Below are 26188 nucleotides of genomic sequence, written 5' to 3'. Positions count from 1 at the left end.
GCCGCGCACACGTCCAGGCAGTTCGGCGCGGGCCGCCCGTCCGCGTCGACCACGACGACCACCGCGCGGTCGGCGTCGGCGTGCCGCCGCTTCGCCGTGGGGGAGCGTCAGGGCTGCGGGAAGAACTTGGTGACGAACAGCTCCCAGGCCCGGTCGCCGAAGATGGCCCGCTGGGGCTTCAGCAGGTGCGTCGGCAGGCCGAGCCGGTAGCGGATCTTCGGGTTCGGCGCGGTGATCGCCTTCTCGATCGTCTCGGCGACCGTGCCCGACCGCACCGCGGTGCGGCCCCGGCCCTTGGGGTGGTCCACCTCGCGGTAGGCGCCGTGCCAGACCACGAAGCGCTCCCAGAAGTCGGCGTACAGGTCGCTGTCGGTGGACAGCTCCAGGTCGCCGACCGTGGTGGGCACGAACGAGCCCAGCACCGGCGACGGCTCGATGATGACCACCTTGATGCCCCACGGCTTCACCTCGAGCCGCAGGGAGTCGCTGATGGCCTCCAGGGCGTGCTTGGTGGCCTGGTAGTAGCCCCGGCCCGGGGTGGCGAACAGGCCGAAGATCGACGACATCATGACGATCCGGCCGGACCGCTGCTCGCGCATGCCGGGCAGCACGAGCTGCGTCATCCGGGACAGGCCGAAGAGGTTCGTCTCGAACTGGCGGCGGACCTGGTCGATCGGCGTCTCGCCGATGGTGCCGTTGAGGCTGTACGCGGCGTTGTTGACCAGGACGCCGACGGCGCCGTGGTCCTCGGTCACGCGCTGCACCGCGGCGGCCATCGACTCCTCGTCGGTGACGTCCACCCGGAGCGTCGTGACGCCCTCGTCGGCGAGGTCCTTGAGGCCCTCCAGGTTGCGCCCGGTGGCGTAGACCGGCCAGCCGGCGCGGTGCAACCGCAGCGCGGTGGCGCGGCCGGTGCCGGAGGACAGGCCGCCCGAGGAGTTCACGCCGGTGATCAGGACCGCGCGCGACCCGGTCACCCCTCACCTCCGGTGGGGACCTCCTGCTGCGACACGCGGCTCGCCGCGACCGACATGCCGAGGCCCAGGCCGTCCACCATGCGCGTGATGAAGTTGAACATGCCGGCGATGAAGAACCCCTCCAGCAGCTCGTCGGTGGACCACCCGGCGTCCAGCGCCACCTGCCAGTCGGCGTCGGTGATCCTGTACGCCTCCTTGGAGAGCTTGGTCAGCAGGCGCAGCAGCACCTTGGTGCGCTCGTCCACCGGCAGGTCCTCCACGCTGCCCGCGGACTCGACGGCCTTGGCCGTCTCCTGCGGGCCGCCGAACGCCTGGAAGAAGAAGTTGTGCGTGCCGACGCAGTACGGGCACTCGTTGACCTTCGACGTCCACGCGGCGATCAGCTCGCGCGTCTGCCGCGGCATGACGCCGGTGATGAACATGCCCTTGTAGCCCGCCACCACGCCTTCGAGCAGGTCGGGTCGCGTGGACATCAGGCGGAACATGTCCGGCACGAAGGGCAGGTTGGTGCTGCTCTTGATGTCGGCGTACAGCTCGGCGAGGCGGCCCTCGGCCTGACCCTCCTCGACCAGCGGGACCCGGACGTAGGTGGTTGCGTCCATGCTCGACTCACCTTTCGACTGCGGATGGGGCGTCACGGGGGATGTTGCGGCGGCGCAGGACGGGGATGGCCTCGGCCTGGAAGTCGAGGTCGGAGTCGAAGCCCTTGATCATGCCCTCGATGACCAGCAGCGAGAGCAGCGGGAAGGCGAACTCCGGCGCGGGGAACAGGCCGAACCGCCGTTGCAGGTCGAACAGGCGGCCGGCGAAGCGGGCCAGGTCGAACTCGCCGGACTTGGCGCCCGAGGTCTCCGCCACCAGCTCGCCGAGCGCGGCGCGGAACCCGTCCAGGTCGCAGTCGTCGGCGACCTCGGCCGCGCTCTCGATGACGATCTGGGCGCACGACCAGCCGTCGCCCATCGCCATGTTGATGAAGAAGTCCGCGAACGAGCGGCGGACGGGGTCCGGCAGCCGGATGACGAAGCCGGCGTCCAGCATCACCAGGTCGGCGTTGAGGTCGAAGTACAGGTTGCCGGGGTGCAGGTCGCAGTGGACGAGGCCGTCGATGAACAGCATCTCGTACACCGTGCCCAGCACGGCCCGCTGGACCGAGCGGCGGGTGTCGCCGTCCAGCTCGCCCGGCTCGAAGCGCCTGAGGTCGCCGATGAAGTCCATGACGACGATCTCGGGCGTGCACAGCTCGGGCACCGGCGCGGGGATGGTGACCTTGCCGGCGGCGCCGGTCATGTTGGCCCGCAGGGCGGTCAGGGACCTGGCCTCGGCCTCGAAGTCGAGTTGGCGCAGGATCGCGCCGCCGACCTGGCCGTGCATGAGCTTGAACGGCATCCGGCGCAGCCTGGGCAGCAGGCCCAACGCCCGCATCGCCGCGGAGGTCAGGGTGAAATCCTGCCACATCACGCGTTCGATGCCCGGTCGCCGCACCTTCACCGCGACCCGGCGACCGTCCACCGTGACCGCTTCGTGGACGGTCGCGATGCTGCCGGCGGCGACCGGGGTCCACCCGAACTCGCGGAACGGCCAGGGCCGATCGCGGTAGGCGTGCCGGACGGCGCGCTCGATCCGCCGCCTGCCCGGCGGCCGGGCGCCGTCGGTGAGCCGGGCGAGCGGCACGGTCACCTCGTCGGGCAGCAGGTCGCGCCGCGTGCTCAGCAACTGCCCGATCTTGATGTACGACGGGCCGAGCCGGGTCAGCATCCGGACCCACCGGTCGCCGTCGCGCAGGCCGCGCCCGTCGGGCGAGCCCCGCAGCCGCGCGCCGACCGCGGAGCCCGCGATGACCAGGCCGTAGCCGAACACGATGACGCCGACCCGGGCGCACCGCAGCACCAGTCCGGGCAGCCGCGCCAGGCGGCCGGTGGTCGTGGTCATCCTCGCCCCCTGTCGTGCGATTCGGCGGGGCGGCGCGTCACCGCCCGTCCCGATCGTGTCGATGCCGGGGACGCGCCGACTACTCCCTCCGTGCCCCGCCGGGGCGGTCACTCGGGGACGGCGCGCCGACCCTGATGCATTACACCGTTACGGATAGGGGCGCTTCTTCTCGTGGCTTGCTCTCCACCCCGGTCCGGTGTGGACGGTGGCGGTCCGCTCCGCGCGAACGGGGGTGCCCGGGAACGACGACGCCGGCGCAGCCGCGGTGGGCTGCGCCGGCGTCGCGGCGTCGTCAGAGGCCCAGCGCCTCCTCGGCCAGGCGCGTGCCGCGCACGCGTGCGGCGATCTTGGCGAACGCGGTGTCACGGGAGGTGGACGTGTCGTCGGCGAACGGGGCGAACCCGCAGTCGTCGCACGTGCCCAACCGGTCGACCGGGATGAACCGGGCCGCCTCCAGCACCCGGTCGCGCACCTCCTCGGCCGTCTCCACCCGCGGGTCGATCGGGTCGGTGACGCCGACGAAGACGAGCGCGTCGGCGGGCAGGTGCTCCGCGATGATCCGCAGCACCCGCTCGCGGTCGGGCTCGCTCGCCAGCTGCACGTAGAACCGGCCGGCCTTGATGCGGAACAGGTCCGGCAGCAGGTCGGCGTAGTCCACGTCCGCGCTGTGCGTGGAGTCCTGGTCGCCGCCGGGGCAGGTGTGCACGCCGATCCTGGCGCGCTCCTCGGCGGAGAACCGCTCCAGCACGGCGTTGTTGAGCGCCACGAAGTCGCGCAGCAGCCCGCCCGACGGGTCGAGCTTGAGCGACAGCCGCCCCTCGGTGAAGTCGAGCTGCACCACGGCCGCGCCCGCCTCCAGGCACGCCCGGATGTCGGCCTCGGTCTCGTCGACCAGGTCCGCGAGGAACCGCTCGCGCGGGTACCCGTCGATGCCGTCCGCCGGGTAGAGCAGGCTCAGCGCCGACGGCGCGATCACCGGCTGCTTCACCGGCAGCGACGTGAGCCGCTGCGCGGCGCGCAGCAGGTCCACGGCGTGCGCGGTGTAGCGGAACGGCCCGCTCGTGAGCACCGGCAGCTCCCGGGTGTGGCCGTCGGCGAACGGCACCACCGCCCCGCCGGGGGCCAGGTCGGGTATGCCCGCCACCGGGTAGGTCAGGAAGCTCGGCTTGTCCTGCTCGCCGTCGGTGACCACCGGCGAGCCGGTGGCCTCGAACCGGCCGACCGTGTCGGCCAGCGCCTTGTCGGTCAGCTCCCGCAGCGCGGCGGCGTCGATGCGCCCCTCCGCGTGGTCGGTGAAGCCCTGGACCAGCTCCTCGGGCCTCGGCACGCTGCCGATCGGTTCGGTCGGGATCCCCATGTCGTCGTTCCCCTCGCCGTGATCAGGCCCACGGCGCCGTCGGGTACCACGGGATGATCTCCCGCCGGGCCAGGAGCCGGATGTCCCAGTACATGAACGTGAAGACACCGGCGACGATCAGGGCGACGGCCGTCACGGTGGCGATCCGCGCCGGATCGGCGGACAGCCACCGCTGCAAACGGCCGCCGGTGAAGTACGCCAGCGCGAGGAACAGTAGGGCCATGATGATGATGTTGCCTACCGACTGGAGGGTGAACGCGGCAGCCCCGTACAGGGGATTGTGGCTCTCCGCAGCGTCACGGAACATCTGCCGGAATAGCCCGAACGGGCGTCCGATGAGGAACCCGCCGATGAGCACGCCCATGAACACCATCGGCGCGTTCGGGAACCGCCGGGCGATCTTGCGGAACGGGTCGCGCACCAGGCCGAGCGCGGCCAGCCCCAGGTAGAGCATCACCAGCCCGATGACGCCGAACACGATCAGCGACTGCACGCTGCGGCCGTTGAGCGTGCCGGGCGCGGTGGCGGCGGTGGAGAACTGCGGCATGCGCGTGCCGACGATGCCCACCAGCACGCCGTACAGCGCGGACACCGGGACCATGCCGACCGCGAGCCACCCGATCGGCTTGAGCGTGGTGACGAACTTCGCCCACCGCGTCCCGGTGGCGCCCAGCATCGGCGCGACCGCGCCGAACGCGGCGATGTTGCACGCGGTGAACGTGCCCGCGATGCCGCTGACGAACGCGAACGCGATGCCCGCCGCGATGCCCTCGATCGGCGTCTCCTTGGCGTCGTGGCCGAGCAGCGTGTTCGCCACGGTGTCGCCGATCGTGGAGTCCACGAACTGCGCCGACCACACCACGGTGAGCAGGAAGCCCGCGAGCGAGCTGAGCAGGACGACGAGACCGCGCCGCCGCGGGAACACGCCGGTGACGAACGTCGAGGTGGCGACGCCCGCCCTGATGGAGTCCTGACGGGGTAACTGGTTGGTGCCGCTGCGCGCCATGTGTTCCCTCTCCCGAGCATCCGGGTCGGCCGACCGGAGCCCCGGCGGCCAGTGCCCCGTGGGGCAGGCAAAGCATCCCAGTGTGATGCTTCGATTCCTTCTTCCGCTGTGCGCAGTTGTCGGGCCGAACGGCCCTTGGTTCCCGTGCCGGGTTCCGGTGGCCGGGTGTGCGCGCTCGGCGGGCCGAACAGCCCCCGGGTTCCCGCGCCGCGTCCGGGTGGCCGGGTGTGCGCTGGTGGGCGGCGGGTCGCGCGCGGGCGCGGAAGTGGCCGGGCGCTGCGGCGAAATACGGATCACGCTGTTATGCAAAAGCGCAGGTCAGCAGGGCAAAATCGGAGAAGCAACGCGGTCGGGCGGTCGTGCACGCTGACCTTGCGCACATTTTCCGAAGTGCCGTGCGTGTTTGTCGTATTTGCCGCGCGACGGCATTTGCGAACCTCCCGAACCCCCGATGTCCGCAAAGACGGTGAAAGCATGAGCAGTGAGCGGATCGCAATCGTCGGCATCGGCCTGCGCTACCCCGATGCCAGTTCCACCGGGGAACTGTGGGAAAACGTCCTGGCCGGTCGTCGGGCCTTCCGCAGGCTGCCCGACGAGCGGATGAACCAGGCGGACTACTACTCCCCGGACCCCGAAGCACCGGACCGCTTCTACGCCTCGAAGGCGGCGGTGCTGCGCGACTTCGAGTTCGACCGGGTCCGCTACCGCGTGGCCGGCAGCACGTTCCGCTCCACGGACATGACGCACTGGCTCGCGCTGGACGTGACCGCCCGGGCGCTGGCCGACGCGGGTTTCCCGGACGGCGAGGGACTGCCGAAGCAGACCACCGGCGTGGTGCTGGGCAACAGCCTCACCGGCGAGTTCTCCCGGGCGAACGTCATGCGGCTGCGCTGGCCGTACGTGCGGCGCACGGTCGCCGCCGCGCTGACCGCCAAGGGCTGGCCCGACGACGAGGTGGCGGGTTTCCTGGGCGAGCTGGAGGTGCGGTACAAGGCGCCGTTCCCGGAGATCAACGAGGACACCCTGGCGGGCGGCCTGGCCAACACGATCGCGGGCCGCATCTGCAACTACTTCGACCTGCGCGGCGGCGGCTACACCGTGGACGGCGCGTGCTCCTCCTCGCTGCTGTCCGTCGCCACGGCCGCCAAGTCGCTGGTCGAGGGCGACATGGACGTGGCCATCGCGGGCGGCGTCGACCTGTCCATCGACCCGTTCGAGGTCATCGGCTTCGCCAAGACCGGCGCGCTGGCCAAGGACGTGATGAAGGTCTACGACAAGAACTCCAACGGCTTCTGGCCGGGCGAGGGCGCGGGCTCGCTGGTGCTGATGCGCGAGGACGACGCGATCGCCCGGGACCTGCGCGTCTACGCCACGATCGCGGGCTGGGGCGTCTCGTCGGACGGCAAAGGCGGCATCACCCGGCCCGAGGCCGACGGCCACCGCCTCGCCCTGCACCGCGCCTACGGCCGCGCCGGCTACGGCCTGGAGACCGTGTCCTACTTCGAGGGCCACGGCACGGGCACGGCGCTGGGCGACGAGACGGAGATCGAGGCCCTCTCCTCGGCCCGCCGCGCCGCCGACCCCGACGCCCGGCCCGCCGCGCTGAGCACCGTCAAGGGCAACTTCGGGCACACCAAGGCCGCGGCCGGGGTCGCCGGGCTGATCAAGGCGACGCTCGCCGTGCACCACCAGGTCATCCCGCCGGGCACCGGCCACTACGACCCGCACCCGAAGCTGACCGCCGACAACGCGGTGATGTACGTGCCCTCGGAGGCCGAGCTGTGGCCGGAGGACCGCCCGGTGCGCGCCGGCGTGTCGGCCATGGGCTTCGGCGGCATCAACACCCACATCGCGCTGGAGGCCGCGCCGGACGCGCCCCGGCGCGCACGCCTCGACGCCCGGACCAGGGCGCTGGTCGCCGGTCGCCAGGACGCCGAGGTGCTGCTGTTCGACGCGCCGGACCGCACCGCGCTCAAGGACCGCCTGGCCGAGGTCGCCGCGCTGCTGCCGAAGCTCGCGTTCGCCGAGCTGGGCGACCTGGCGGCGGCCCTGGCCGCGCGGCTGACCGGCGCGTCGCTGCGCGGCGCGGTCGTGGCCCGCACGCCCGAGGAGGCCGAGCGCAAGGTCGCGAAGCTGGTCGCCGCGGTGGCCGAGGGCACGACCGCCTTCGACGTCGCGGACGGCGTGTTCCTGGACGACCGGGCGTCCGCGCCGCGCCTGGCGTTCCTGTTCCCGGGCCAGGGCTCGGGCCGGGGCGCGGTCGGCGCCATCCGCCGCCGCTTCCCGGTCGCCGAGGAGGTGTTCGCGTCGGCGAACCTGCCGACCGACGGCGACCAGGTCGCCACGGAGGTGGCGCAGCCGCGCATCGTCGCGGGCTCCCTCGCCGCGCTGAAGGTGCTGCGCGAGCTGGGCGTCGAGGCGCACACGGCCGTCGGGCACAGCCTCGGCGAGCTGACCGCCGTGCACTGGGGCGGCGCGATCAACGCCAACCGGGTGCTGTCGCTGGCCGCCGAGCGCGGCCGCGTCATGGCGGGCGCGAGCCGGGGCGGCGGCGCGATGGCGGGCCTGGCCACGACCCCGGAGCGGGCGCTGGAACTGGCCGCCGGCGAGGACGTCGTGATCGCGGGCTTCAACGGCCCGTCCCAGACCGTGCTGTCCGGGCCCGCCGAGGCCGTGGACCGGGTGTGCGCGGTGGCGCGGGCCGAAGGCGTGCAGGCCACCCGCATCAACGTCTCGCACGCGTTCCACTCGCCGCTGGTGTCGCCCGCGGCCGAGGCCATGGCGGAACGGCTGGTCGACTTCGACTTCGGCCGGCTGATCCGGCCGGTGCACTCCACCGTCACCGGTGACGTGCTGGAGGCCGGCACGGACCTGCGCGCGCTGCTGCGCGACCAGATCACCCTCCCCGTGCGGTTCCACGAGGCCGCCGCCAAGGCCGCCGCCGCCACCGACCTGGTCGTCGAGGTCGGCCCCGGCCGCGTGCTCACCGGCCTGGTCGAGGAGATCGCGCCCGACAAGCCCGTGCTCTCGGTCGACACCGACAGCGCGTCGCTGACGTCGCTGCTGACCGTCGTCGCCGCGACCCACGTGCTGGGCGGCGACATCCGCACGGAGGCCCTGTTCGCCGACCGGGTCGTCCGCGACCTGCCGCTGGACGGGGAGATGACGTTCCTCGCCAGCCCGTGCGAGACGGCTCCCGCCCTCGACCCGTCCCTGCTGTCGGCCGGGCCGGACGGGTCGGGCGGTGCGGTCGCGCCCGCCGGGGTGCCCCAGCCCTCGGCGGGCGCGACGACCCCCGACGGCGAGTCCACGCTGGAACTGCTGCGCCGGCTGGCCGCGCAGCGCGTGGAGCTGCCGCTGGAGGCCATCACCGCGCACACCCACCCGTTGGACGACCTGCACCTCAGCTCCATCACGGTCGGCCAGCTCGTCAACGAGGTCACCCGCACCCTGGGCCGGCCCGCCCTGGAGGGCACGACCAATTTCGCCACCGTGCGGATGGGCGAGCTGGCCGAGCTGATCGACAACCTCGCCGACACCGCGCACGCCGCGGAACGCGACCACGGCGAGGTGCCGGGTGTCGCGCCGTGGGTGCGGCCGTTCCTGGTCGAGCACGTCGAGCGCGAGCTGGTCGGCGCGGCGCCGGGCGCGACGGGGGAGTGGACCGTCTACGCGCCCGAGGGGCATGCGCTCGCCGAGCCGCTGAAGGCCGGCCTGCCCGGCGACGGCGTGCTCCTGCTGCTGCCGCCGGAGGGCGGCGACGCGCACGTCGGCCTGTTCCTGGAGGCCGCGCGCGACGTGCTCGCCACCGGCCGCCGGCTCGCGGTCGTGCAGCACCGGCTGGGCGCGTCCGGCCTGGCCCGCACGCTGCACCTGGAGGCGCCGCACATCCCGGTGACGCTGGTCGACCTGGCCGACGACACCGACGCGGTGCGGCGGGTGGCGGCCGAGGTCGCGGCCACGACCGGCTTCTCGCAGGCCCGCTACGACGCCGACGGCGTGCGGACCGTGCCGGTGCTGCGGGCGGTGTCGGGCGGGGTCGAGCCCGGCTCCACCCCGCTGGGCCCCGACGACGTGCTGCTGGTGACCGGCGGCGGCAAGGGCATCACGGCCGAGTGCGCCATCGCGATGGCCGCCGACTCGGGCGCGTCGCTCGCGCTGATCGGCCGCGCCGACCCGGCCGCCGACCCGGAGCTGGCGGCCAACCTGGCCCGGATGGCCGCGGCGGGCATCCGGCACCGCTACGAGCGGGCCGACGTGACCTCGGCCGAGCAGGTCGCCGCCGCGGTGGCGGGGTTCCGCGCCGAACTGGGCGAGGTGACCGCCGTGCTGCACGGCGCGGGCCGCAACGAGCCGAAGGCGCTGACCGGTCTGTCCGAAGAGGACTTCCGGGCCACGCTCGCGCCGAAGGTCGCGGGCCTGCGCGCCGTGCTCGACGCCGTGGATGGGGAGCGGATCAAGCTCCTGGTCACGTTCGGCAGCATCATCGGCCGGGCCGGCCTGCGCGGCGAGGCGCACTACTCCACCGCGAACGACTGGATGTCCGAGCTGACCGTCGAGTTCGGCGAGCGGCACCCGCGGGCGCGGGTGCTGGCCCTGGAGTGGTCGGTCTGGTCCGGCGCGGGCATGGGCGAGCGGCTGGGCGTGGTCGAGGCGCTGATGCGCGACGGCATCACGCCGATCTCCACCGACGCGGGCCTCGCGGTGCTGCGCGAGGTGCTGGCCGACCCGTCCGTGGGCCCCGTGCTCGTGGTCTCCGGCCGCGCGGCGGGCCTGCCCACGCTGGAGATGGCGCGCACCGAGCTGCCGCTGGCCCGGTTCGTGGACCGCGTCCTGGTCCACTACCCGTCGGTCGAGCTGGTCACCGAGGCCGACCTGTCCGACGGCAGCGACCCGTACCTGGGCGACCACCTGCTGGAGGGCGACCTGCTGTTCCCGGCGGTCCTCGGCATGGAGGCCATGACCCAGGTGGCCGTCGCCCTCACCGGGCACGACGCGCCGCCGCTGCTGGAGGACGTGGAGTTCCTGCGGCCGGTGGTCGTGCGGCCGGGCGGCTCGCTGACCGTGCGGATCGCCGCGCTGGCCCGCGACGCCGGGACCGTGGACGTGGCGATCCGGGCCGAGGACACCGGGTTCTCCGCCGACCACTTCCGGGCCAGGCTGCGGTTCCCGCGCCCGGCGATCCCCGGCGACGTGGTCGACGCCGCGCCCGTGCTGCCGCTGGTGCCGGTGGACCCGGTCACCGAGCTGTACGGCAGCGTCCTGTTCCAGGGCAAGCGGTTCCAGCGGTTGCAGGGCTACCGGCGGGCGAGCGCCCGGCACGCGGTGGCCGAGGTCGCCACGACCTCCGTCGCCTCCTGGTTCGCCCCGTTCCTGCCGCAGGACCGGATGCTGGCCGACCCCGGCACGCGCGACGTGATGATGCACGCCATCCAGTGCTGCGTCCCCGACGCGACGCTGCTGCCGCAGAGCGTCGAGCGGCTGTACCTGGCCGCGCCGGTCGACCAGCTCACCGAGTACGTCGTGCTGGACGCGCGGGAGCGGTCGCAGGACGGTGACAGCTACACCTACGACCTCGACGTGCGCGACCCCGGCGGCCGGCTCGTCGAGCGGTGGGAGGGCCTGGTGCTGCGGGCCGTGCGCAAGCGCGACGGCGCGGGCCCGTGGACGCCCACCATGCTCGGCTCCTACCTGGAGCGCTCGCTGGAGCGGGTGCTGGGCGGCAGCCGCGCGGTCGTGGTCGAGCCCGACCCGGCCGGCGTCACGCCGGAGCGCCGCGCGCAGACCGCGCTCGCGCTGAGCCGGGCGCTCGACCGGCCGGTCGACGTGCGGTACCGGCTCGACGGCAAGCCCGAGGTCGACGGCGCGGCGGTGTCCGCCTCGCACAGCGCGGGCGTCACGTTCGCGGTGGCCGCGGCGGGCGGCACGGTCGGCGTGGACGTCGAGTCGGCCGCGGCCCGAGCGGAGGAGGACTGGGTGGACCTGCTCGGCGCCGACCTGATCGGCGTGCGCGACCTGCTCGCCGCCGAGGCGGGCGAGACGGCCGCCGTGGCGGGCACGCGGGTGTGGGGCGCGCTGGAGTGCCTGCGCAAGACCGGCTCCACCACGCAGGCGCTCACCGTCGACCGGGTGCACCCCGACGGCTGGGCCGTGCTGTCGACCGGCGACGCCAAGGTCGCCACCTGGGTGACCACCCTCAACGACCGGCCCGAGCCGGTGGTGTTCACGGTGCTCGTCGGCAAGGAGGACTGACGTGTCGAACTACTACGAGATCCGCCACACGGTCGGGTTCGAGGAGACCAACCTCGTCGGCAACGTGTACTACGTGAACTACCTGCGGTGGCAGGGCCGGTGCCGGGAGATGTTCCTCAAGGAGAACGCGCCGAGCGTGCTCCGCGACCTCCAGGACGACCTCAAGCTGTTCACCCTCAAGGTCGAGTGCGAGTTCTTCTCCGAGATCACCCTCTTCGACGAGCTGTCGGTGCGGATGCGGCTGGAGGAGCTGACCCAGACCCAGGTCCAGTTCGCCTTCGACTACGTCAAGGTCACCGGCGGCCAGGAGGTCCTGGTCGCCAAGGGCAGGCAGCGGATCGCGTGCATGCGCGGCCCGAACACCAACACGGTGCCGTCCCGGGTGCCGGAGGACCTGCGCAAGGCGCTCGCGCCCTACGCCGGGGCCCCGGTGCTCGCCCGCGCCGGCCAGGGGGTGTGACGACCGTGTACGAGGCCGCCACCACGATGGAGGAGACGTCGCTGCGGGACGCCATGTCCCTGTTCGCGACCGGCGTGACGGTGTTGACGGTCGGCGGTGAGCACATCCACGGCATGACGGCCAACGCGTTCACCTCGGTGTCGCTCGACCCGCCGCTCGTGCTCGTGTGCATCGCCCACTCCGCGGTGATGCACGACGCCATCGCCAAGACCGGGCGCTTCGGCGTGTCGATCATGGGCGCGGACCAGCGGGACACCGCGAAGTACTTCGCCGACAAGCGCCGCCCGCTGGGGCCCGAGCAGTTCGACGCGGTCGACTGGGTCGAGGGCCGGCACAGCGCCGCGCCGCTGCTGAACGGGTCGCTGGCCTGGCTGGAGTGCGAGCTGGTGCGGTCCCACGACGGCGGGGACCACACGATCTTCGTCGGCCGGGTGCTCGCGTGCAGCCGGGGCGCGGACGCCCGGGCGCTGCTGTTCTACGGCAGCGCGTTCCACCGGGTCTGACGTCGGGTTCCCCACACCTCGGGAGGAGTGCACATGCTGGTGACCGTCACGGGCGGTACCGGTCTGGTCGGCTCGCACACGGCGGCGGAGCTGGTCCGGGCCGGGCACCGGGTCCGACTGCTGGTCCGGGACGCGAACGCGGTGGCCGCCGCCACCCGGCCGCTGGAGGTGCCACCCGACGCGGTGGACGTCGTCGTCGGGGACGTGACCGACGAGCGGTCGGTCGCCGCGGCGGTGCGCGGCGCGGACGCCGTCGTGCACGCGGCGTCGGTGTACTCGTTCGACCGGCGCAGGAGGGCGGAGATGCTGCGCACCAACGCCCGCGGCACGGAGGTGGTGCTCGGCGCCGCCCGCCGGGCCGGCGCCGGTCGGATCGTCCACGTGTCCAGCATCGCGGCGCTGTTCACGCCGGGCGTGCGGGTCATCCGCGAGGACTCGCCCGTCGGCACGACGCGCGAGCCGTACGCGGCCACCAAGGCCGCGTCGGAGGCCATCGCGCGGCGGCACCAGGACGAGGGGGCGCCGGTGGTCGTGAGCTACCCGCCGGCCCTCCTCGGGCCGCACGACCCGAAGTTCGGCGACCAGACCGACCGGCTGCGCAACACGCTGCGCGGGATCATGCCGATGTGGCCCGCGGGCGGCCTGCAGATCGGCGACGTGCGGGACACGGCGGCGCTGCACGTGGCGCTGCTGGGCCCGGACGCCGCCGAGCCCCCGGGGCGGCACTTCGGCCCCGGGCGCTACCTCACCACGCGCGAGTACGTCGAGGGGATCAGGCAGGCCACCGGGCGCGCGTTGCCCGCGGTGTTCCTGCCCCCGGCGCTGATGACGCCCGTCGGCCGGTTCGTCGACCTGGTGCAGCCGGCCTGGCCGTGGCACCTCCCCGCCGAGTACGGGGCGATCGCCACGGTCGGCGCGGCGGTCCGGGTCGACCCGGCCGCGAGCACGCTCGACCTGAAGCCCCGCCCGTTCGCCGACACGGTCACCGACACGGTGCGGTGGCTGGTCGACACCGGGGCGCTGACCGAACGCCAGGCGGGACGACGATGACGACTTCAGGGATCGACCGGGTCAACGGGCACGCGGACATCCGGCCGGAGCTGCCCCCGCGCACGATGGCGCTGCTCCGGGAGCGCAACGACGACCTGCGCGACCGGGCGGTCGCCAACGCCGACGCGGTGCGCCGGCAACGCGCGCTGGGCAAGCGCACCGCCCGCGAGCGCCTGGAGATGCTGCTGGACGAGGGCTCGTTCACCGAGGTCGAGCTGTACCGGCGGCACCAGGCGCACGGCCTGAAGGTGTCCGAGCACCGCCCGCACACCGACGGCGTGGTGGCGGGCTCGGGCACGATCGACGGCCGGCGCGTGTTCGTCTACGCGCAGGACTTCACCATCTTCGGCGGGTCGCTGGGCCAGGCGCACGCGGCGAAGATCCACAAGGTGATGGACATGGCCGTCGACACCGGCTCGCCGATCATCGCGCTGCACGACTCCGGCGGCGCGCGGATCCAGGAGGGCGTGATGGCGCTGGACGGCTACGGCGGCATCTTCCGCCGCCAGGTCGCCGCGTCCGGGATCGTGCCGCAGATCGCCGTGGTGCTCGGGCCGTCGGCGGGCGGCGCGGCCTACTCGCCCGCGTTGGCGGACTTCACGTTCATGGTGCGCGGCACCGCGCAGATGTACCTGACGGGACCGGACGTGGTGCACGCCGTGTCGGGGGAGGAGGTGACGCACGACCAGCTCGGCGGCGCGGCCGTGCACGGCGAGCTGTCCGGCGTGGCGTCGTTCGTGCACGACGACGAGGAGTCGTGCCTGGAGGACGTCCGCTACCTGGTGTCGCTGCTGCCGTCGAACAACCTGGAGCCGCCGCCCGCCCACGAGCCGGTGGGCGCGGTGGACGACGTGCGGCCGGACTTCGCGGCGATCGTGCCCGTGGAGCCGAACCAGCCCTACGACATGCGCGTGCTCATGGCGGAGGTGGTGGACGACGGGGAGTTCATCGAGGTGCACGAGGGCTGGGCGCGCAACGTCGTCGTGGCGTTCGGCCGGATCGACGGCGGTGTCGTCGGCCTGGTCGGCAACCAGCCGATCGTGTCCGCCGGCGTGCTCGACATCGAGGCGTCCCAGAAGGCGGCGCGGTTCGTGCGGTTCTGCGACGCCTTCGGCATCCCCCTCGTGTCGCTGGTCGACGTGCCCGGGTTCCTGCCCGGGACGGCGCAGGAGCACGCGGGCGTCATCCGGCACGGGGCCAAGCTGCTCTACGCCTACTGCGAGGCGTCCGTGCCCCGGATCCAGGTGATCGTGCGCAAGGCGTACGGCGGCGCGTACATCGTGATGGACTCGCGGTCCATCGGGACGGACCTGTCGCTGGCGTGGCCCACCAACGAGATCGCGGTGATGGGCGCGGAGGGCGCGGTGAACGTCATCTTCCGCAAGGAGCTGGCCGCCGCCGCCGATCCGGACGCGTTGCGCGCCGAGCTGCTCGCGGAGTACTCGGAACAGCTCGTGCACCCGTACTACGCGGCCGAGCGGGGGCTGGTCGACGACGTGATCGACCCGGCGCACACCCGGTCCGCGGTGGCGCGGGGGTTGGCGATGCTGCGGAACAAGCGCCGGCCCACCCCGCCGCGCAAGCACGGCAACGTGCCGCTGTAGCCCGCGGCGCGACGACAACGGCACCCCACCGCCCGGTGGGGTGCCGTTGTCGTGTGGGCGATACGCCGGGTGGGTATACCTGCCGCAGGGTGCCGGAGCGGCTTGACGAGGTTCCATAACGCCGCTATAAATGGTAGTAAGACAGTGTTATGGAATCCCTGGACGGGGTGGTTCGCGTGGTCGCGTCGGTACGGGAAGCCGCGGAGTCGCCGGTCGTGCGGGGTCGGCTCCCCGTCGACCTGCGCGGTGCGGTGGTCTGGTCCGGCAGGTACGGGGTGTCCGGCGTCCGCCTGGGGCCTGACGGCGCGCGGTGGTACCGCGGGCCGCGCCCGGCCGCGCTCGCGCCCGCCGACCGGCCCTCCGGGGCCACGATGGCCCGGCCCGTCTTCGACGGCGAGGTCTGGCACACGGCCGTGTCGCACCAGGGCTTCGGCTACGTCGAGCACGTGATGCCGGACGAGGGCGGCGGGGTGCTGCGCGCCGAGCCGTTCCCGCTGGAGGGCGCGCCCCGGATGCGCGCGGTCGGGGTGACCGAGCGGTTCGTCGTCGTCTTCGACTCGCCACCCCGCTACAGCCGCGCCGCCGACCTGGTCGGCCTGCGCGACCCGTACTCCGGTCCGGCTCGCGGCCCGGTGCGCGTCGGCCTGCTCGCCTACGGCCGGCCCGACTGGTTCGAGGTCGGCGAGGGCGAGGTGCTCTCCCTGGTCAACGCCTACGAGGACCTGGGCCGAGTGGTCGTGGACGCCGTCTGGGCGCCGGGCGTGCTGCGCCGCCACGTGATCGACCTCGCCACCGGCCGGGTGCGCCGCGTGGAGCTGGCCGCGGTGGACGTCGCCGGCGTGGACGAGCGCCGGACCGGCCGTCGGCACCGGTTCGTGTTCGGCGCGGCGGGCGCCGCGGTCGTCCGGCACGACGTGGCGCTCGGTTGCACGTGGCGGCGCGAGCTGGCCGCCACGCCCGGTCGGCCGGTGTTCGTGCCGCGCGGCCGGGAGGAGGGCGACGGCTGGGTGGTGGTGGTCGCGGGCGACGAGGTGCTGGTGCTGGACGCCGCCGACCTGGCCGGTCCGGCGGTCGCGGTCGTGCGGCTGCCGTTCGCGGTGCCCGCCTCGCGCAACGCCGCCTGGCTCGACGACCGCCCTTCGGCGTCCTGAGCGCCCGCCGGTCGCCCCTTGATCGCCTCGCCGCATCGTGGCAGGTCCGCCGAGGTGGCGCTAAACTGGAGGGAACCATCCCTGGCACCGCGACGGCGAGGGGAACCGTGCCACGAAGCGCTGCCGAGACCCGTTCCCACGTCCTCCAGGTGGCCGCGGACCTGTTCTACCGCAAGGGCATCCGGGCCACCGGCGTCGACCTCGTCGCGGCCGAGGCGGGGATCGCGCCCACCACCCTCTACCGCCTGTTCGCGTCGAAGGACGACCTCGTCGGCGCCTACGTCGAGCGCGCGGACCTCGACTTCCGCGCCCGGTTCGGCGCGGCGGTCGCGTCCGCCGGACCGGACCCGCGCGAGCGGATCCTGGCGGTGCTCGACCTCGCGTTCGCGGAGGTCTCCTCCGCCGAGTTCCGCGGGTGCGCGTTCCTCATGTCGCTGTCCGAGTTCCCGGAGCCCACGCTGCCCGCGCACCGCAACGCCGTCGCGGCGAAGTCGTGGACGCGCGACCGGATCGGCGAGCTGGCCGAAGCGCTCGGCGTCGACGACCCGGCCGAGCTGGCCGACCACCTCATGCTGATCTTCGAGGGCGTGCACGCCTCCGGTCAGTCCTTCGGCCCGGACGGCCCCGCCCGGCGGGCCCGACGCCTGGCCGAGCGGGTCCTCGCCACCGCACCGCGGTCGAACGGCTCCTGACGCCCCGCCCGGCGGCCCGCGGGTTTCCCCCTGCTCTCTGCCGGCCTGCCCGCTCTCCGTCGCGCCGGCCCCGGTTCGCCGCCCACCGCCGCCCCGCTGTCCGCCGCCGCGCCCGCTCACCGGCAGCCGCCGGTCCGTCTCGCGTCCCGCCGGGTTCGCCTCGCGCCGCCGGCTCCGCGCCCGCCGGTGCCCGCCCGGCCGCCCCGGTTCGTCGGCCGGCGGCCGGGGTTCGTCCGCCGCACTTCCGCGGCGATTCGCCCCCCTTTCGACCGAATGGTCCAAACCGGCTGCCGCAACAATTGTCAAGGGCTTGGGTCGGAATGACTACGGGAATGTGCGGACATCCGTCCCCATCGTTGCCCGCTCGCCGCTTCCAAGCCGCTGACCTGCGCCGACGTCCGCTTCCCACGGTTCGCCCGCCGTCCGGCGGGGTGTCGGGAAATGGCCCGGCGAGGTTGCATCACACCGTTTTCAATAACCCTGGTCAGCGGTATTCTGCCCCCGATCACCCAGTGCGCCGTGCGGTGCGGCACGGCCTCGGCCGGGCCTTCCCGACTTCGGCGCGGAGCGCCAGAGGGGACACAGGTGGCATGGTGAGAAGCTTCGACCGGGTGCGCAGGGTTGTCGTCGTCGGAGCGGGGTTGGCCGGCACCGCGACCGCCATCCGCCTCCTCCGGTTCGCCCGCGAGCCACTGGAAGTGGTGCTGCTCGAACGCCGTCCGGACTACCGGTGCTCCGGCGTGGCCTACCAGCGCGAGAGCAACCACTGGCACCACGTCTTCAACATCCAGGCGGGGCGCATGTCGGCCTTCCGCGAGGACGTGGACGACTTCGTGAACTGGGCCAACCACGAGGCGGACCGGTCGGACTGGCCCGCGGACTGGCGGGACTTCGCGTTCACCGAGTCCGGTCCGGCGCCGCGCCGGATCTACCAGGACTACCTGGTCGACCGGCTGGCCGAGGCCGTCCGCGAGGCGGCGCGCGGCGTGACGCTGGTCGAGGCCGACGGGGAAGCGGTCGACCTGGAGGTCTTCGGCGACCGCGCGCACGTCGTGGTGGAGCACCTCGCCCTGCCGGCCGGTTCCCCGGCGGTCGCCCGCGCCACCCTGGAAGCCGACCACGTCGTGCTCGCGACCGGCCTGGAGACGAAGCACCCGGCTTACGCCGCCGAGGTGCTGGACCACCCCGCGTTCGTGCGCAGCCCCTATTCGCCCGACGGCATCGACCGCGTGCTGAACGTCCGCAAAGACGCCGTGGTGGCCGTCATCGGCACCCTGCTCAGCGGGTACGACACCGCGACGCTGCTCCTGCGCCAGGGCCACGAAGGCCGCATCCACATGATCTCGGGTTCCGGGCTCACGCCGCGCACTTATCCGGCGGACCACCGCCACCAGGTCTTCGAGTTATCCCCGCCGCGCCTGTCCGCGGCCACCTACGAAGGGCGGGAGGAATTCGTCCGCCGGATCCGCGAGGAATGGGACCGGGCGTGCGCCGCCGTGGCCCGCGAGCACCCCGGGATATCGCCGGACGTGGTCACCGAACGGGTCGCGAAATCGTGGGAACCGCACCTCCCGGCAATCCTGGAACGCGTGCCCACCGACGAGTTGCGCGCCCTGCTCGACAGCTACGGCAGCCTCATCGCGGTATTGCGGGTGAGCGCCATGGCGTACACCACGGACATCGTCGACGCCGCCACCGGCGGGGACGGCCCGGTCGTGCTCACCGGCGGTCGCGTCCAGCGCATCCACACCACCGACGCCGGCACGCTGGTCGTGACGGTCGCGGACGGGGGCACGACGCGGACCGTCGAGGCCGACCTGGTCGTCGGGCCGTTCGGCCGCGAGTCGAACTACGAGCGCGCGGACTCGGCGCTCTGGTCGAGCCTGCTGCGCCGCGAGCTGGCCGTGCCGCACCGCCGCACCGGCCGCGGCGTCGAGGTGGACCCGTGCGGCCGCCTCCTCGGACCGGGCGGAACGCCGTCCGGGCCGATCTCGGTCGTCGGCAGCCCGCGGGAGGGCGACGAGATCGTGCGCAACGGCCGGACCGGCGCGTTCACGTTCAACCTCGCCGCGATCAAGAACCACTCGGTGGAGGTCGCCGCGACGACGCTGCACCGGCTGGAGTCCTGCTACGACGACCGGGCGGCGGACCTCGTCCCGTCGTTGACCGACGCGCCCGACCCCGAGCTGCGCGACGCCGTGTCCGGCTCGGTCATGCTCGACGTCCGCCGGATGGCCACCCGGGACCGTGCCGACCGCGAGGTCGCGGCCGGTCGCCTGGAGGACAACCTCCGGCGGATCCGGGAGGTGATCGCCCGCGCCGGCGGCGTCGTGCCCGACGACCGGGCGGTGCGGTTCGCGGTGAACACCGCGGCGACCACCAAGCTGACCGACCTCTCCGTGACCCCGCGCGAACTCCGGTTCCTGCTGGGGCTCGAAGGAGCCGCGGAACCGGTCGGCTGACCGAAACCCCTCCCTTCTCCCGTCACCATTCCTACGGTGCGGCGGCGGTGTCGGACCACTCCGCCGTTGCTCACCCCGACGGGTGGCGTGAACGGCACGCGGACCACCGACTACCACGGCGGATCGACTCGAACGGCGCACCACCTCGCACACGAGAAGATGCGGGACCGGGCGTACGACTGCGACGCTCGGGATCATGGCTCGACGCCTTCGACACAAACCCGGGGCCGATGTCGCGCACGGCGACATCGGCCCCGCGGGTCGGCCCAGCCGACTCGTCCGCCAGGCCCGCGAACCGATCGGAATCGGTAGGAGGATGCCGTGAGCCCGCGCGAAATCCCAGGGGTGTTGCTCGTCGGTTCGCCGTCGGCGAGCGTTCGCGGTATCGCCAACCACACCGGAAGACCCCTGCCCGGTTCCGTCCTGGTGGTCGACGCGCTGGGGCCGGAGCTCTACGACACCATCGTGCGGTCGGTCGCGGTGATCTGCTCCGGCGGCGGCCGGACCGGTCACATGGAATCGCTGTGCCGGTCGCGCGGGATCCCGGTGCTGCGCGTGCCGCACGGGGAACTGGCCGGCGTGGTCGGGCACGTGACCGTCCGGACCGATCGCGAGTCGGTGGTCCTCGGCGAGCACGACGCCGCCGAGCCCGCCGGCGACTACCCCACCGTCACCCCCGACGACCTCAGGTCGGTGTGCGTCGTCATCGCCGACGCCACGGACATCCGCTCGACCAACGCGATCACGCCCCGCGTCGAGCAGGTCACCTCGTTCTTCATCCGGGAGGAGTTCGTCTGCCTCTCCTCGGGCCTGAGCCCGCTCGACGCGCTGCGGGCCGGGGTCGGCGAGGCGGCGCGCTACGGCGAGGCGATCGGCGCGCAGCTGTGCGCCATCGTCGCCGAGCTGCTGCCCGGCCAGCGCCTGGTGATGCGGCTGCTCGACCTGCGCTCCGACGACGCCGCGCAGATCACCAACTCCGTGGACGTGGACCACGAGACCAACCCCGAGCTGGGTTTACACGGCGCGCGGTGGCTGCTGCACGAGCCGCACTACCCGCACGCGTTCCACGCGCTCCGCGCCTACCTGGGCGAGCACCTGGGCCCGGAGGCCGACCGGGTCAGCTTCGCGGTGCCGTTCATCAACGACCAGGACGAGTTCCTGCGCCTGCGGGTCCGGCTCGACCTGCCCGACGACGTCCCGCTGTCGGTCTTCGTCGAGACGCCGGCGGCGGTGCACTCGGCGGCCGGGTTCTGCGCGGCCGGGGCGAGCGAGATCTTCATGGGCACCAAGGACCTGACCCAGTTCTACCTCGCCGCCGACCGCAGCAACCACCGGGTCGCCGCGTCCTACCAGACCCGGCACCCGGCGGTCCTGTCCGGCCTGCGCCAGTCCGTGGAGGCGGGCCGGGAGGCGGGGGTCCCGGTCCACGTGTTCGCCCTGGGCGCGGACGTGGGCCACTACTTCAAGCACCTGCCGGCGGACCGCTTCATGATGTGCACCGCCGAGCTGAGGCAGCTCGCCCAGGAGGCGCGGGCGGCGCGCTGACGCGTCCGCTGCGGGGTCACGACGGCGGTCGACCGCACGGTGCCCACGTCCACCGCGCGGTCGACGAGCCGGGTGTCGGCGGCCCGGTATCGGCGGCCGGGTGTCAGCGGGCCGGGTGTCGGCGGGTCGGGCGTCGGGGGCTGGGTGTTGGCGGCTGGGTGTCGGCGGCCCCGATGTCGGCGGCTGCGCGTCGGTGTGCCGGGTGTCGACAGGCCGGGCATCGGCGGGCACCCCCTATCATCCCGGAGGTGACCGCCTACGACGATCTTGACGCGTTCGAGCACCTGGACACCTCCGCTCTGCCGCCGCGCCAGCAGCGGATCCTGGCGGTGATCCGCGACTGGGTGGTCCGGCACGGGTACTCGCCCAGCACGCGGCAGATCGGCGACGCGGTCGGGCTGCGGTCCTCGTCGTCGGTGTCCAAGCACCTGGCGAGCCTGGAGGAGAAGGGCTTCCTGCGGCGCGGCGAGACCGTGTCGCGGCCGATCGACGTGCGCCTGTTCCTGCACGAGCCGTCCGGGCGGGAGGCGCCGGACGACTCGGTGCCCGTGCCGGTGGTCGGGCACATCGCGGCGGGCGTGCCCATCGCGGCCGAGGAGCACGTGGACGACGTCCTGACCCTGCCCCGCGGGCTGACCGGCCGCGGCACCGTGTTCGCGCTGCGGGTGCGCGGCGACTCGATGGTCGACGCGGCGATCTGCGACGGCGACATCGTGGTGGTGCGGCAGCAGCACGAGGCCCACTCGGGGCAGATCGTGGCCGCGATGATCGACGGCGAGGCCACCGTGAAGGTGTACCGGCGGCGCAACGGCCACGTCTTCCTGGAGCCGCGCAACCCGGCCTACGAGGTGATCGACGGCGACCGGGCCGTGGTGCTGGGCACCGTCGTGTCGGTGCTGCGCAGCGTTTGAGGGCGGCCCTGAACTGACGGGCGGCACCGATCCCAGGGGGCGTTGCGCCGTTCGGCGGACACGCTGAGCGACCGCATCTCATCCGATCGGTCTACTGCACTCGGTCGTCGAGTGGATGCAGACTGGGGCCGGATGGGCGGAGGTCGGCATGGTCGGGATCGAGGCGGACGGCCCGGAGGACCGGGGCCTGCGGCAGTACCTGCGGCTGATCGCCCGGAAGCTGGGGATCGACCTGGAGTCGTGCTGGTACGAGTGCGCGCCCGACGCCACCGCCTACATCGCCCTGGACCAGCGGCTGCCGCGGCACCCGGACAAGGACCTGGCGCTGGTGTGGGACGAGCACACCGGGTGGTGCGCCGGGGTCGAGGTGGGGCGCGGCGCGGACCTGGTCGCGCTGACCTGGCTCGGGCCGCCCGTGCTGCCGTCGCCGGAGGCGGTCACCGGTTTCGTGTCCGACCTGGTCGCCGGCCGCCGTCCCGACCACCCGCGACCACCGGCCACGCCGACCGGCGACCTGGCCGACCAGCTGGTCCGGTACGCCGCCGGGGTGCCCTGACCGCCGGTCGGTGCGATCGCCGGTTGACGGGGCCGCCGGTTGACGGGGCCGCCGGTTGACGGGGCGCTGGTGATCGGGCCGCTGGTCGGGGCGGCCGTCGGTTGGTGCGATCGCGGTCAGTCGGCGGGGCCGCGCAGCGTCAGCACCACGCGCAGCACGTGCTCGACCGCGGACGGGAACGCCGCGCCCCTCAGCTCGCCGCGGGTGGCGAGGTTCTTGCCGGCGAACTCCAGCATCCGGTCCTCGCCGACGCGCCGGACCACGAGCGCCGCGATCTCCTCCAGGTCGAGGCCGGGGTGGTCCAGCCGGGTCAGGGCGAACTCGACCACCAGCTCCTCGTCCGTCATCGCCGCTCCTCCCGACCCCGTCGAGGGTAGTCGAGCTAGGAGGACCACCAGGAGAACCCGTCGTCCGACCGGTCCTCCGGTCGGACGAACGGATCAGGCGCGTGGTGGCCGACGCCGTTCGCCGTGCGGTGGCCGACGCCGTCCGTGCCGTGATGATCCGTGCCGTGATGATCCGGGCGGTGGTGGTCAGGCCCGTGGTGAGCCGGTTGCCGGTGGTCGGGGTCGTCCCAGCCCCGGGGCTCGACGCCGTTGCGCACGGTCGCCAGCGCCTCGTCCTGCGTGCGGTGCAGGCGGAGCAGGTCCTCCATGTCGGTCATCCGGATCGGCCTGGCCACGGTGCGCCTGCCGGCCACCACCGCGAACCCCGCGCCCAGCACGTCGGCCCGCTGCCGGGCCTCCACCAGCACCGCGATGCCCATCGACCCGAAGAACCCCACGTCGCCCAGGTCCACCACCAGCGCGGACGTCTGCCCGTTCAGGCAGCTGAACAACGCCTGCCGCACGTCACGGAACGTGTCGACGTCGAGGTCGCCGTGCACGGCGGCGACCACCACCCCGTCGTCCCCGACGTCCTCGACCGTCACCGACGGCTGATCGACAATCCCGTGCACGTCGCTCCCTCGCACCGACCTCGGCTGCGGACCAGGTCACCGTCCCCCACCTTTACCCCTCGGGACCCCGTCCGACACCGCCAACGTGACGCTGTGCGCGTGCCGACCGTCACCCGCTGCCCAGGCACACGAACGGGCGGCGCAGCGGGTCCACCGCGATCGCGTCGGCCAGCGCCACGGCCGGCCGCGCGCCGGCGGCGAGGCTGCGGTGGTAGTCGTCCATCGCGGCGGCGCACGCCTGGTCGCCCACGCGGCTCAGCGGCGCGACGACCAGCTGCGAGCCGCTGGCCAGCAGGGCGCTCGCGAAGCCCAGCGGCTCGTCGCCCGGCCGGATCCGGTTGAGCGCCAGCTCGCACGCGGCCAGCACGACCTGCCGGGGCGGGTGCGCCAGGGCCGCCATCTCGTGCGCGTAGACCGGCCCGTCGCTCAGCTCCAGCCGGGAGAACAGCGCGTTCTCCGGCTCGTGGACGCCGTGCGCGGCCAGGTGCGCGATCTCCGCGCCGTCCAACGCGTCCAGCACGGCGGCGACGGTGGCTTGCTCGCCCGACACCAGGCCGGCGGTGGTGTAGTGCGCGCCCAGCTTGTCGATCTCGCCGACGGCGGCCGGCAGCCCGGGGCCGCGGACCAGCACGGTGCCGCCCGGGGCGCGGGAGCCGGCGCGGTCGGCGGCCAGCCACGCGGTCGCCGACGGGGCCACCGCGGTCGGCCGCCCGTGCAGCGTGGGCAGCACGCCCCACGGCACCGCGTACAGCGCGCCGGTCGGCACGATCACCAGCTCCCGCTCGCCGATCAGCTCGGCCAGCGGCTGGATCAGCAGCGCGTCGAGCCGTGCCGCCTGCTTGCGCGCGGACCCGGCCAGCACCTGCGCCAGCGGTTCCGGCAGGTGGTCCGGGGCGAGGGCGTTGAGGTCCGCGTTCAGCATCCGGGCGCTCTCCGCCGCCTCGTCGGCCGACCCGAGCCGGGCCAGCCGCACGTCCGAGCCGACCACGACGACCGCGACCAGCGCGTCCTCGGACGCCGCGAAGCTGACCAGGGCGCGATCGCCCAGCCGGGCCATCACGTCGGTCAGCCGGGCCACCGGGCGGGGCGCGCCCCACCGGCCGGTGTGCCAGCCGAGCCGGTTGGCCTCGCGGAGGCGTTCGGCGCGGCGCTGGCGCAGCGCGGCGGTCGCGTGGCCGTCGTGCTCGGCCTGGTGGATGGACTGCGTGAGGCTGCGGACCTCGGCGATCCGTTCGGCCAGCTCGGGGTTGTCGGCGTGGGTCAGCGGCTCGTAGCGGTAGGTCTGCGCCCGCGTCCGCTCCAACCAGGCGAACAACCGGCGGGCGTTGCCGTCGTCCAGCACCAGGTGGACGCCGAGCTCGGCCAGCTCCCGGCCGTGCAGCGCGGTGCCGGACAGCAGCTCCAGCCCTTCCATCCGGTCGCGCACGTGGTCCAGGTCGGTGAGGCCGGCCCGGATCTCGACCAGCGCGGCCGCGCGTCGGCCGCGGGCGACGGCGAGTTCCGCCCGGCACAGCCGGCGCAGCATCCGGTAGTCGATCGCGGTGAGCCGGCCCGGCCGCGGCACCGCGTCGAGGATCGCCGCGGCGGTCTCGACGTCGCCGCGCCGCAGTTCCAGCCGGACGGCCAGCATGCGGGCCAGCGCCGCCTGCTCGGCCAGCCTCGGCACGGGGAGCGCGTCGGCGAACTCCACGGCCCGCCGGGGCAGCGACCGCGGCACCCGGCCGGACCGCAGCGCCAGGCGCGCCTCCACGCGCAGCCCGATGAGCGTCGCGTTGGCGACGCAGGTCTCGCAGCCCCAGCGGCGCATCCGCTGCCGCGCCGAGGAGGCCATGGCGCGGGCCAGGTCGAGGTCGCCCGCCATGTCGGCGGCCGCCGCCCGGTACAGCTCGACGTTGGCCAGGTAGCGCGTGAGGCCGTGCTCGGCCCGCAGCTCGGCGAGGACGCCGTCGAGCTGGGAGCCCGCCTCCTCGGCCAGCCCCGCGGCCATCAACGCCTGCGCCCGGTCCAGGCCGAGCAGCACCGGCACGCCGAGGCCCTGCTCGCGGAACGAGCGCTCGCTGTGCGCGTAGCGGCGCAACGCCGCCGGGACGTCGCCGATCCGCAGCTCCAGCACGCCCAGCGAGTGGTTCGCGTCGGCCGCCCGTTCCCACAGCTCGTGCTCGGCGGCCAGCGACGCCGCCCGGGTCAGGTCGAGCCGGGCCTGGCTGATGAGCCCCAGCCGGGTGTGCGCCGTGCCGCGGCTCCACAGCGACTTCACGATCAGCTCGGCCACCGCGCGGGTGGGCCGCCCGCCCGCGAGCCGGTGCTCGTAGTGCTCCAGCGCGGCGTCGAAGACGGCGATGGCGTCCTCGATCCGCCCCGCGTTCAACATCTGCAGACCGCGGTTGTGCTCGACCGCGCCGCGCAGCTCGTCCTTCACCAGCGGGTCGGCGACGTCCTCGACCATCCGCCGCACCTCGGCGAGCCCGGCCAGCGCCGCGCCCGGACCGGAGCTCTCGGCGTCCAGCGCCGCCAGCGTCGAGGACAGCCGAATTCGCGTGACCTGCCAGAATTCCCGCGTTTCCGGATCATGCGGGTCGAGCGCGTCGGCCAGGGTTTTCCCCCGGCGCAGCAGGCGCACCGCGTCGTGGTGCCTCCCGGCGCAGGACGCGTCCACGCCGCGCCGGTGCAGTTCGCGCGCTTCACGGATGACAAGGGTTTCGTCACGGGCGACGGTCACTGTCACCTGTCCATGACAGCACAGAACACCACGAAAAAGCGCCCGCCGACCAGGAG

General features: G+C 73.7%; 19 protein-coding genes. 11 read left to right on the top strand and 8 right to left on the bottom strand.

Features of this window, described 5'->3' with window-relative positions:
- Window positions 1-107: 107 nt before the first annotated feature.
- The 5 genes from ACWEFJ_RS25515 to ACWEFJ_RS25495 all read right to left on the bottom strand — a co-directional run bounded on the left by ACWEFJ_RS25515 (window position 108) and on the right by ACWEFJ_RS25495 (window position 5269).
- Window positions 108-977: an SDR family NAD(P)-dependent oxidoreductase gene (locus tag ACWEFJ_RS25515; RefSeq protein WP_449715291.1), complete on the bottom strand. Its 870-nt coding sequence runs from the start codon at window positions 975-977 to the stop codon at window positions 108-110.
- On the bottom strand, window positions 974-1579 hold the full coding sequence (locus tag ACWEFJ_RS25510) for a carboxymuconolactone decarboxylase family protein (RefSeq protein WP_449715290.1): 606 nt from the start codon (window positions 1577-1579) through the stop codon (window positions 974-976). The genes ACWEFJ_RS25515 and ACWEFJ_RS25510 overlap by 4 nt, the downstream gene beginning before the upstream one ends.
- 7 nt (window positions 1580-1586) lie before the next feature.
- Entirely contained in the window at window positions 1587-2906 is a 1320-nt protein-coding gene (locus tag ACWEFJ_RS25505) for an ABC1 kinase family protein (protein ID WP_449715289.1), read from the bottom strand.
- Between the two features lie 292 nt (window positions 2907-3198).
- Window positions 3199-4263, bottom strand: a complete 1065-nt coding sequence (locus tag ACWEFJ_RS25500; RefSeq protein ID WP_378097563.1) for a cobalamin-independent methionine synthase II family protein — start codon at window positions 4261-4263, stop codon at window positions 3199-3201.
- Between the two features lie 22 nt (window positions 4264-4285).
- The gene (locus ACWEFJ_RS25495; RefSeq protein ID WP_378097560.1) at window positions 4286-5269 is read right to left on the bottom strand and encodes a hypothetical protein; all 984 of its coding nucleotides are present in this window, start codon (window positions 5267-5269) and stop codon (window positions 4286-4288) included.
- A gap of 474 nt (window positions 5270-5743) precedes the next feature.
- Between ACWEFJ_RS25495 and ACWEFJ_RS25490 the strand changes: the two genes are divergently transcribed.
- From ACWEFJ_RS25490 to ACWEFJ_RS25440, 11 genes are all read left to right on the top strand, one after another.
- Window positions 5744-11521, top strand: coding sequence for an SDR family NAD(P)-dependent oxidoreductase (locus ACWEFJ_RS25490; protein ID WP_449715288.1), 5778 nt, complete (start codon window positions 5744-5746; stop codon window positions 11519-11521).
- A gap of 1 nt (window position 11522) precedes the next feature.
- Window positions 11523-11981 carry an acyl-CoA thioesterase gene (locus ACWEFJ_RS25485; protein ID WP_378094911.1) on the top strand — a complete coding sequence of 153 codons (459 nt, stop codon included), beginning with the start codon at window positions 11523-11525 and terminating at the stop codon, window positions 11979-11981.
- Window positions 11978-12484, top strand: a complete 507-nt coding sequence (locus ACWEFJ_RS25480; RefSeq protein ID WP_378094913.1) for a flavin reductase family protein — start codon at window positions 11978-11980, stop codon at window positions 12482-12484. Before ACWEFJ_RS25485 ends, ACWEFJ_RS25480 begins: the two co-directional genes overlap by 4 nt.
- A 33-nt stretch (window positions 12485-12517) precedes the next feature.
- On the top strand, window positions 12518-13534 hold the full coding sequence (locus tag ACWEFJ_RS25475; protein WP_378094915.1) for an SDR family NAD(P)-dependent oxidoreductase: 1017 nt from the start codon (window positions 12518-12520) through the stop codon (window positions 13532-13534).
- Window positions 13535-13599: 65 nt separating this feature from the next.
- Window positions 13600-15138 carry an acyl-CoA carboxylase subunit beta gene (locus tag ACWEFJ_RS25470; protein WP_378094938.1) on the top strand — a complete coding sequence of 513 codons (1539 nt, stop codon included), beginning with the start codon at window positions 13600-13602 and terminating at the stop codon, window positions 15136-15138.
- A 176-nt stretch (window positions 15139-15314) separates the two neighbouring features.
- Complete coding sequence (locus ACWEFJ_RS25465) at window positions 15315-16289, top strand: carotenoid oxygenase family protein (protein ID WP_449715287.1); 975 nt, start codon at window positions 15315-15317, stop codon at window positions 16287-16289.
- Window positions 16290-16396: 107 nt separating this feature from the next.
- Complete coding sequence (locus tag ACWEFJ_RS25460) at window positions 16397-16981, top strand: TetR/AcrR family transcriptional regulator (RefSeq protein WP_449715286.1); 585 nt, start codon at window positions 16397-16399, stop codon at window positions 16979-16981.
- Window positions 16982-17571: 590 nt separating this feature from the next.
- A complete protein-coding gene (locus tag ACWEFJ_RS25455) occupies window positions 17572-19443 on the top strand; it encodes an FAD/NAD(P)-binding protein (RefSeq protein WP_449715285.1) in 1872 nt (623 codons plus the stop codon).
- Window positions 19444-19764: 321 nt separating this feature from the next.
- Window positions 19765-20988: a putative PEP-binding protein gene (locus ACWEFJ_RS25450; protein ID WP_378094923.1), complete on the top strand. Its 1224-nt coding sequence runs from the start codon at window positions 19765-19767 to the stop codon at window positions 20986-20988.
- A gap of 248 nt (window positions 20989-21236) precedes the next feature.
- On the top strand, window positions 21237-21899 hold the full coding sequence (gene lexA, locus ACWEFJ_RS25445; RefSeq protein WP_449715284.1) for a transcriptional repressor LexA: 663 nt from the start codon (window positions 21237-21239) through the stop codon (window positions 21897-21899).
- 148 nt (window positions 21900-22047) lie between these two features.
- Window positions 22048-22455 carry a DUF6292 family protein gene (locus tag ACWEFJ_RS25440; protein WP_378094928.1) on the top strand — a complete coding sequence of 136 codons (408 nt, stop codon included), beginning with the start codon at window positions 22048-22050 and terminating at the stop codon, window positions 22453-22455.
- A 116-nt stretch (window positions 22456-22571) separates the two neighbouring features.
- Here the strand turns inward: ACWEFJ_RS25440 and ACWEFJ_RS25435 are convergent, their stop codons facing one another.
- The 3 genes from ACWEFJ_RS25435 to ACWEFJ_RS25425 all read right to left on the bottom strand — a co-directional run bounded on the left by ACWEFJ_RS25435 (window position 22572) and on the right by ACWEFJ_RS25425 (window position 26132).
- A complete protein-coding gene (locus ACWEFJ_RS25435) occupies window positions 22572-22802 on the bottom strand; it encodes a hypothetical protein (protein ID WP_378094930.1) in 231 nt (76 codons plus the stop codon).
- A gap of 35 nt (window positions 22803-22837) precedes the next feature.
- Entirely contained in the window at window positions 22838-23413 is a 576-nt protein-coding gene (locus ACWEFJ_RS25430; RefSeq protein WP_449715283.1) for an STAS domain-containing protein, read from the bottom strand.
- A 109-nt stretch (window positions 23414-23522) separates the two neighbouring features.
- A complete protein-coding gene (locus ACWEFJ_RS25425; protein WP_449715293.1) occupies window positions 23523-26132 on the bottom strand; it encodes a CHAT domain-containing protein in 2610 nt (869 codons plus the stop codon).
- Between the last annotated feature and the right edge of the window lie 56 nt (window positions 26133-26188).

This window comes from Actinosynnema sp. NPDC004786 (genome assembly GCF_053601135.1).
The sequence above is the reverse complement of the archived record's forward strand: the minus strand, read 5'-3'. Positions and strand labels throughout refer to the sequence as shown.

What these genes read in the sequence shown, in the direction of transcription:
- ACWEFJ_RS25510 (WP_449715290.1), bottom strand. Translation starts at nt 1,579, where the DNA reads ATGGACGCAACCACCTACGTCCGGGTCCCGCTGGTCGAGGAGGGTCAG.
- ACWEFJ_RS25505 (WP_449715289.1), bottom strand. Translation starts at nt 2,906, where the DNA reads ATGACCACGACCACCGGCCGCCTGGCGCGGCTGCCCGGACTGGTGCTG.
- ACWEFJ_RS25500 (WP_378097563.1), bottom strand. Translation starts at nt 4,263, where the DNA reads ATGGGGATCCCGACCGAACCGATCGGCAGCGTGCCGAGGCCCGAGGAG.
- ACWEFJ_RS25495 (WP_378097560.1), bottom strand. Translation starts at nt 5,269, where the DNA reads ATGGCGCGCAGCGGCACCAACCAGTTACCCCGTCAGGACTCCATCAGG.
- ACWEFJ_RS25490 (WP_449715288.1), top strand. Translation starts at nt 5,744, where the DNA reads ATGAGCAGTGAGCGGATCGCAATCGTCGGCATCGGCCTGCGCTACCCC.
- ACWEFJ_RS25475 (WP_378094915.1), top strand. Translation starts at nt 12,518, where the DNA reads ATGCTGGTGACCGTCACGGGCGGTACCGGTCTGGTCGGCTCGCACACG.
- ACWEFJ_RS25470 (WP_378094938.1), top strand. Translation starts at nt 13,600, where the DNA reads ATGGCGCTGCTCCGGGAGCGCAACGACGACCTGCGCGACCGGGCGGTC.
- ACWEFJ_RS25455 (WP_449715285.1), top strand. Translation starts at nt 17,572, where the DNA reads ATGGTGAGAAGCTTCGACCGGGTGCGCAGGGTTGTCGTCGTCGGAGCG.
- ACWEFJ_RS25440 (WP_378094928.1), top strand. Translation starts at nt 22,048, where the DNA reads ATGGTCGGGATCGAGGCGGACGGCCCGGAGGACCGGGGCCTGCGGCAG.
- ACWEFJ_RS25435 (WP_378094930.1), bottom strand. Translation starts at nt 22,802, where the DNA reads ATGACGGACGAGGAGCTGGTGGTCGAGTTCGCCCTGACCCGGCTGGAC.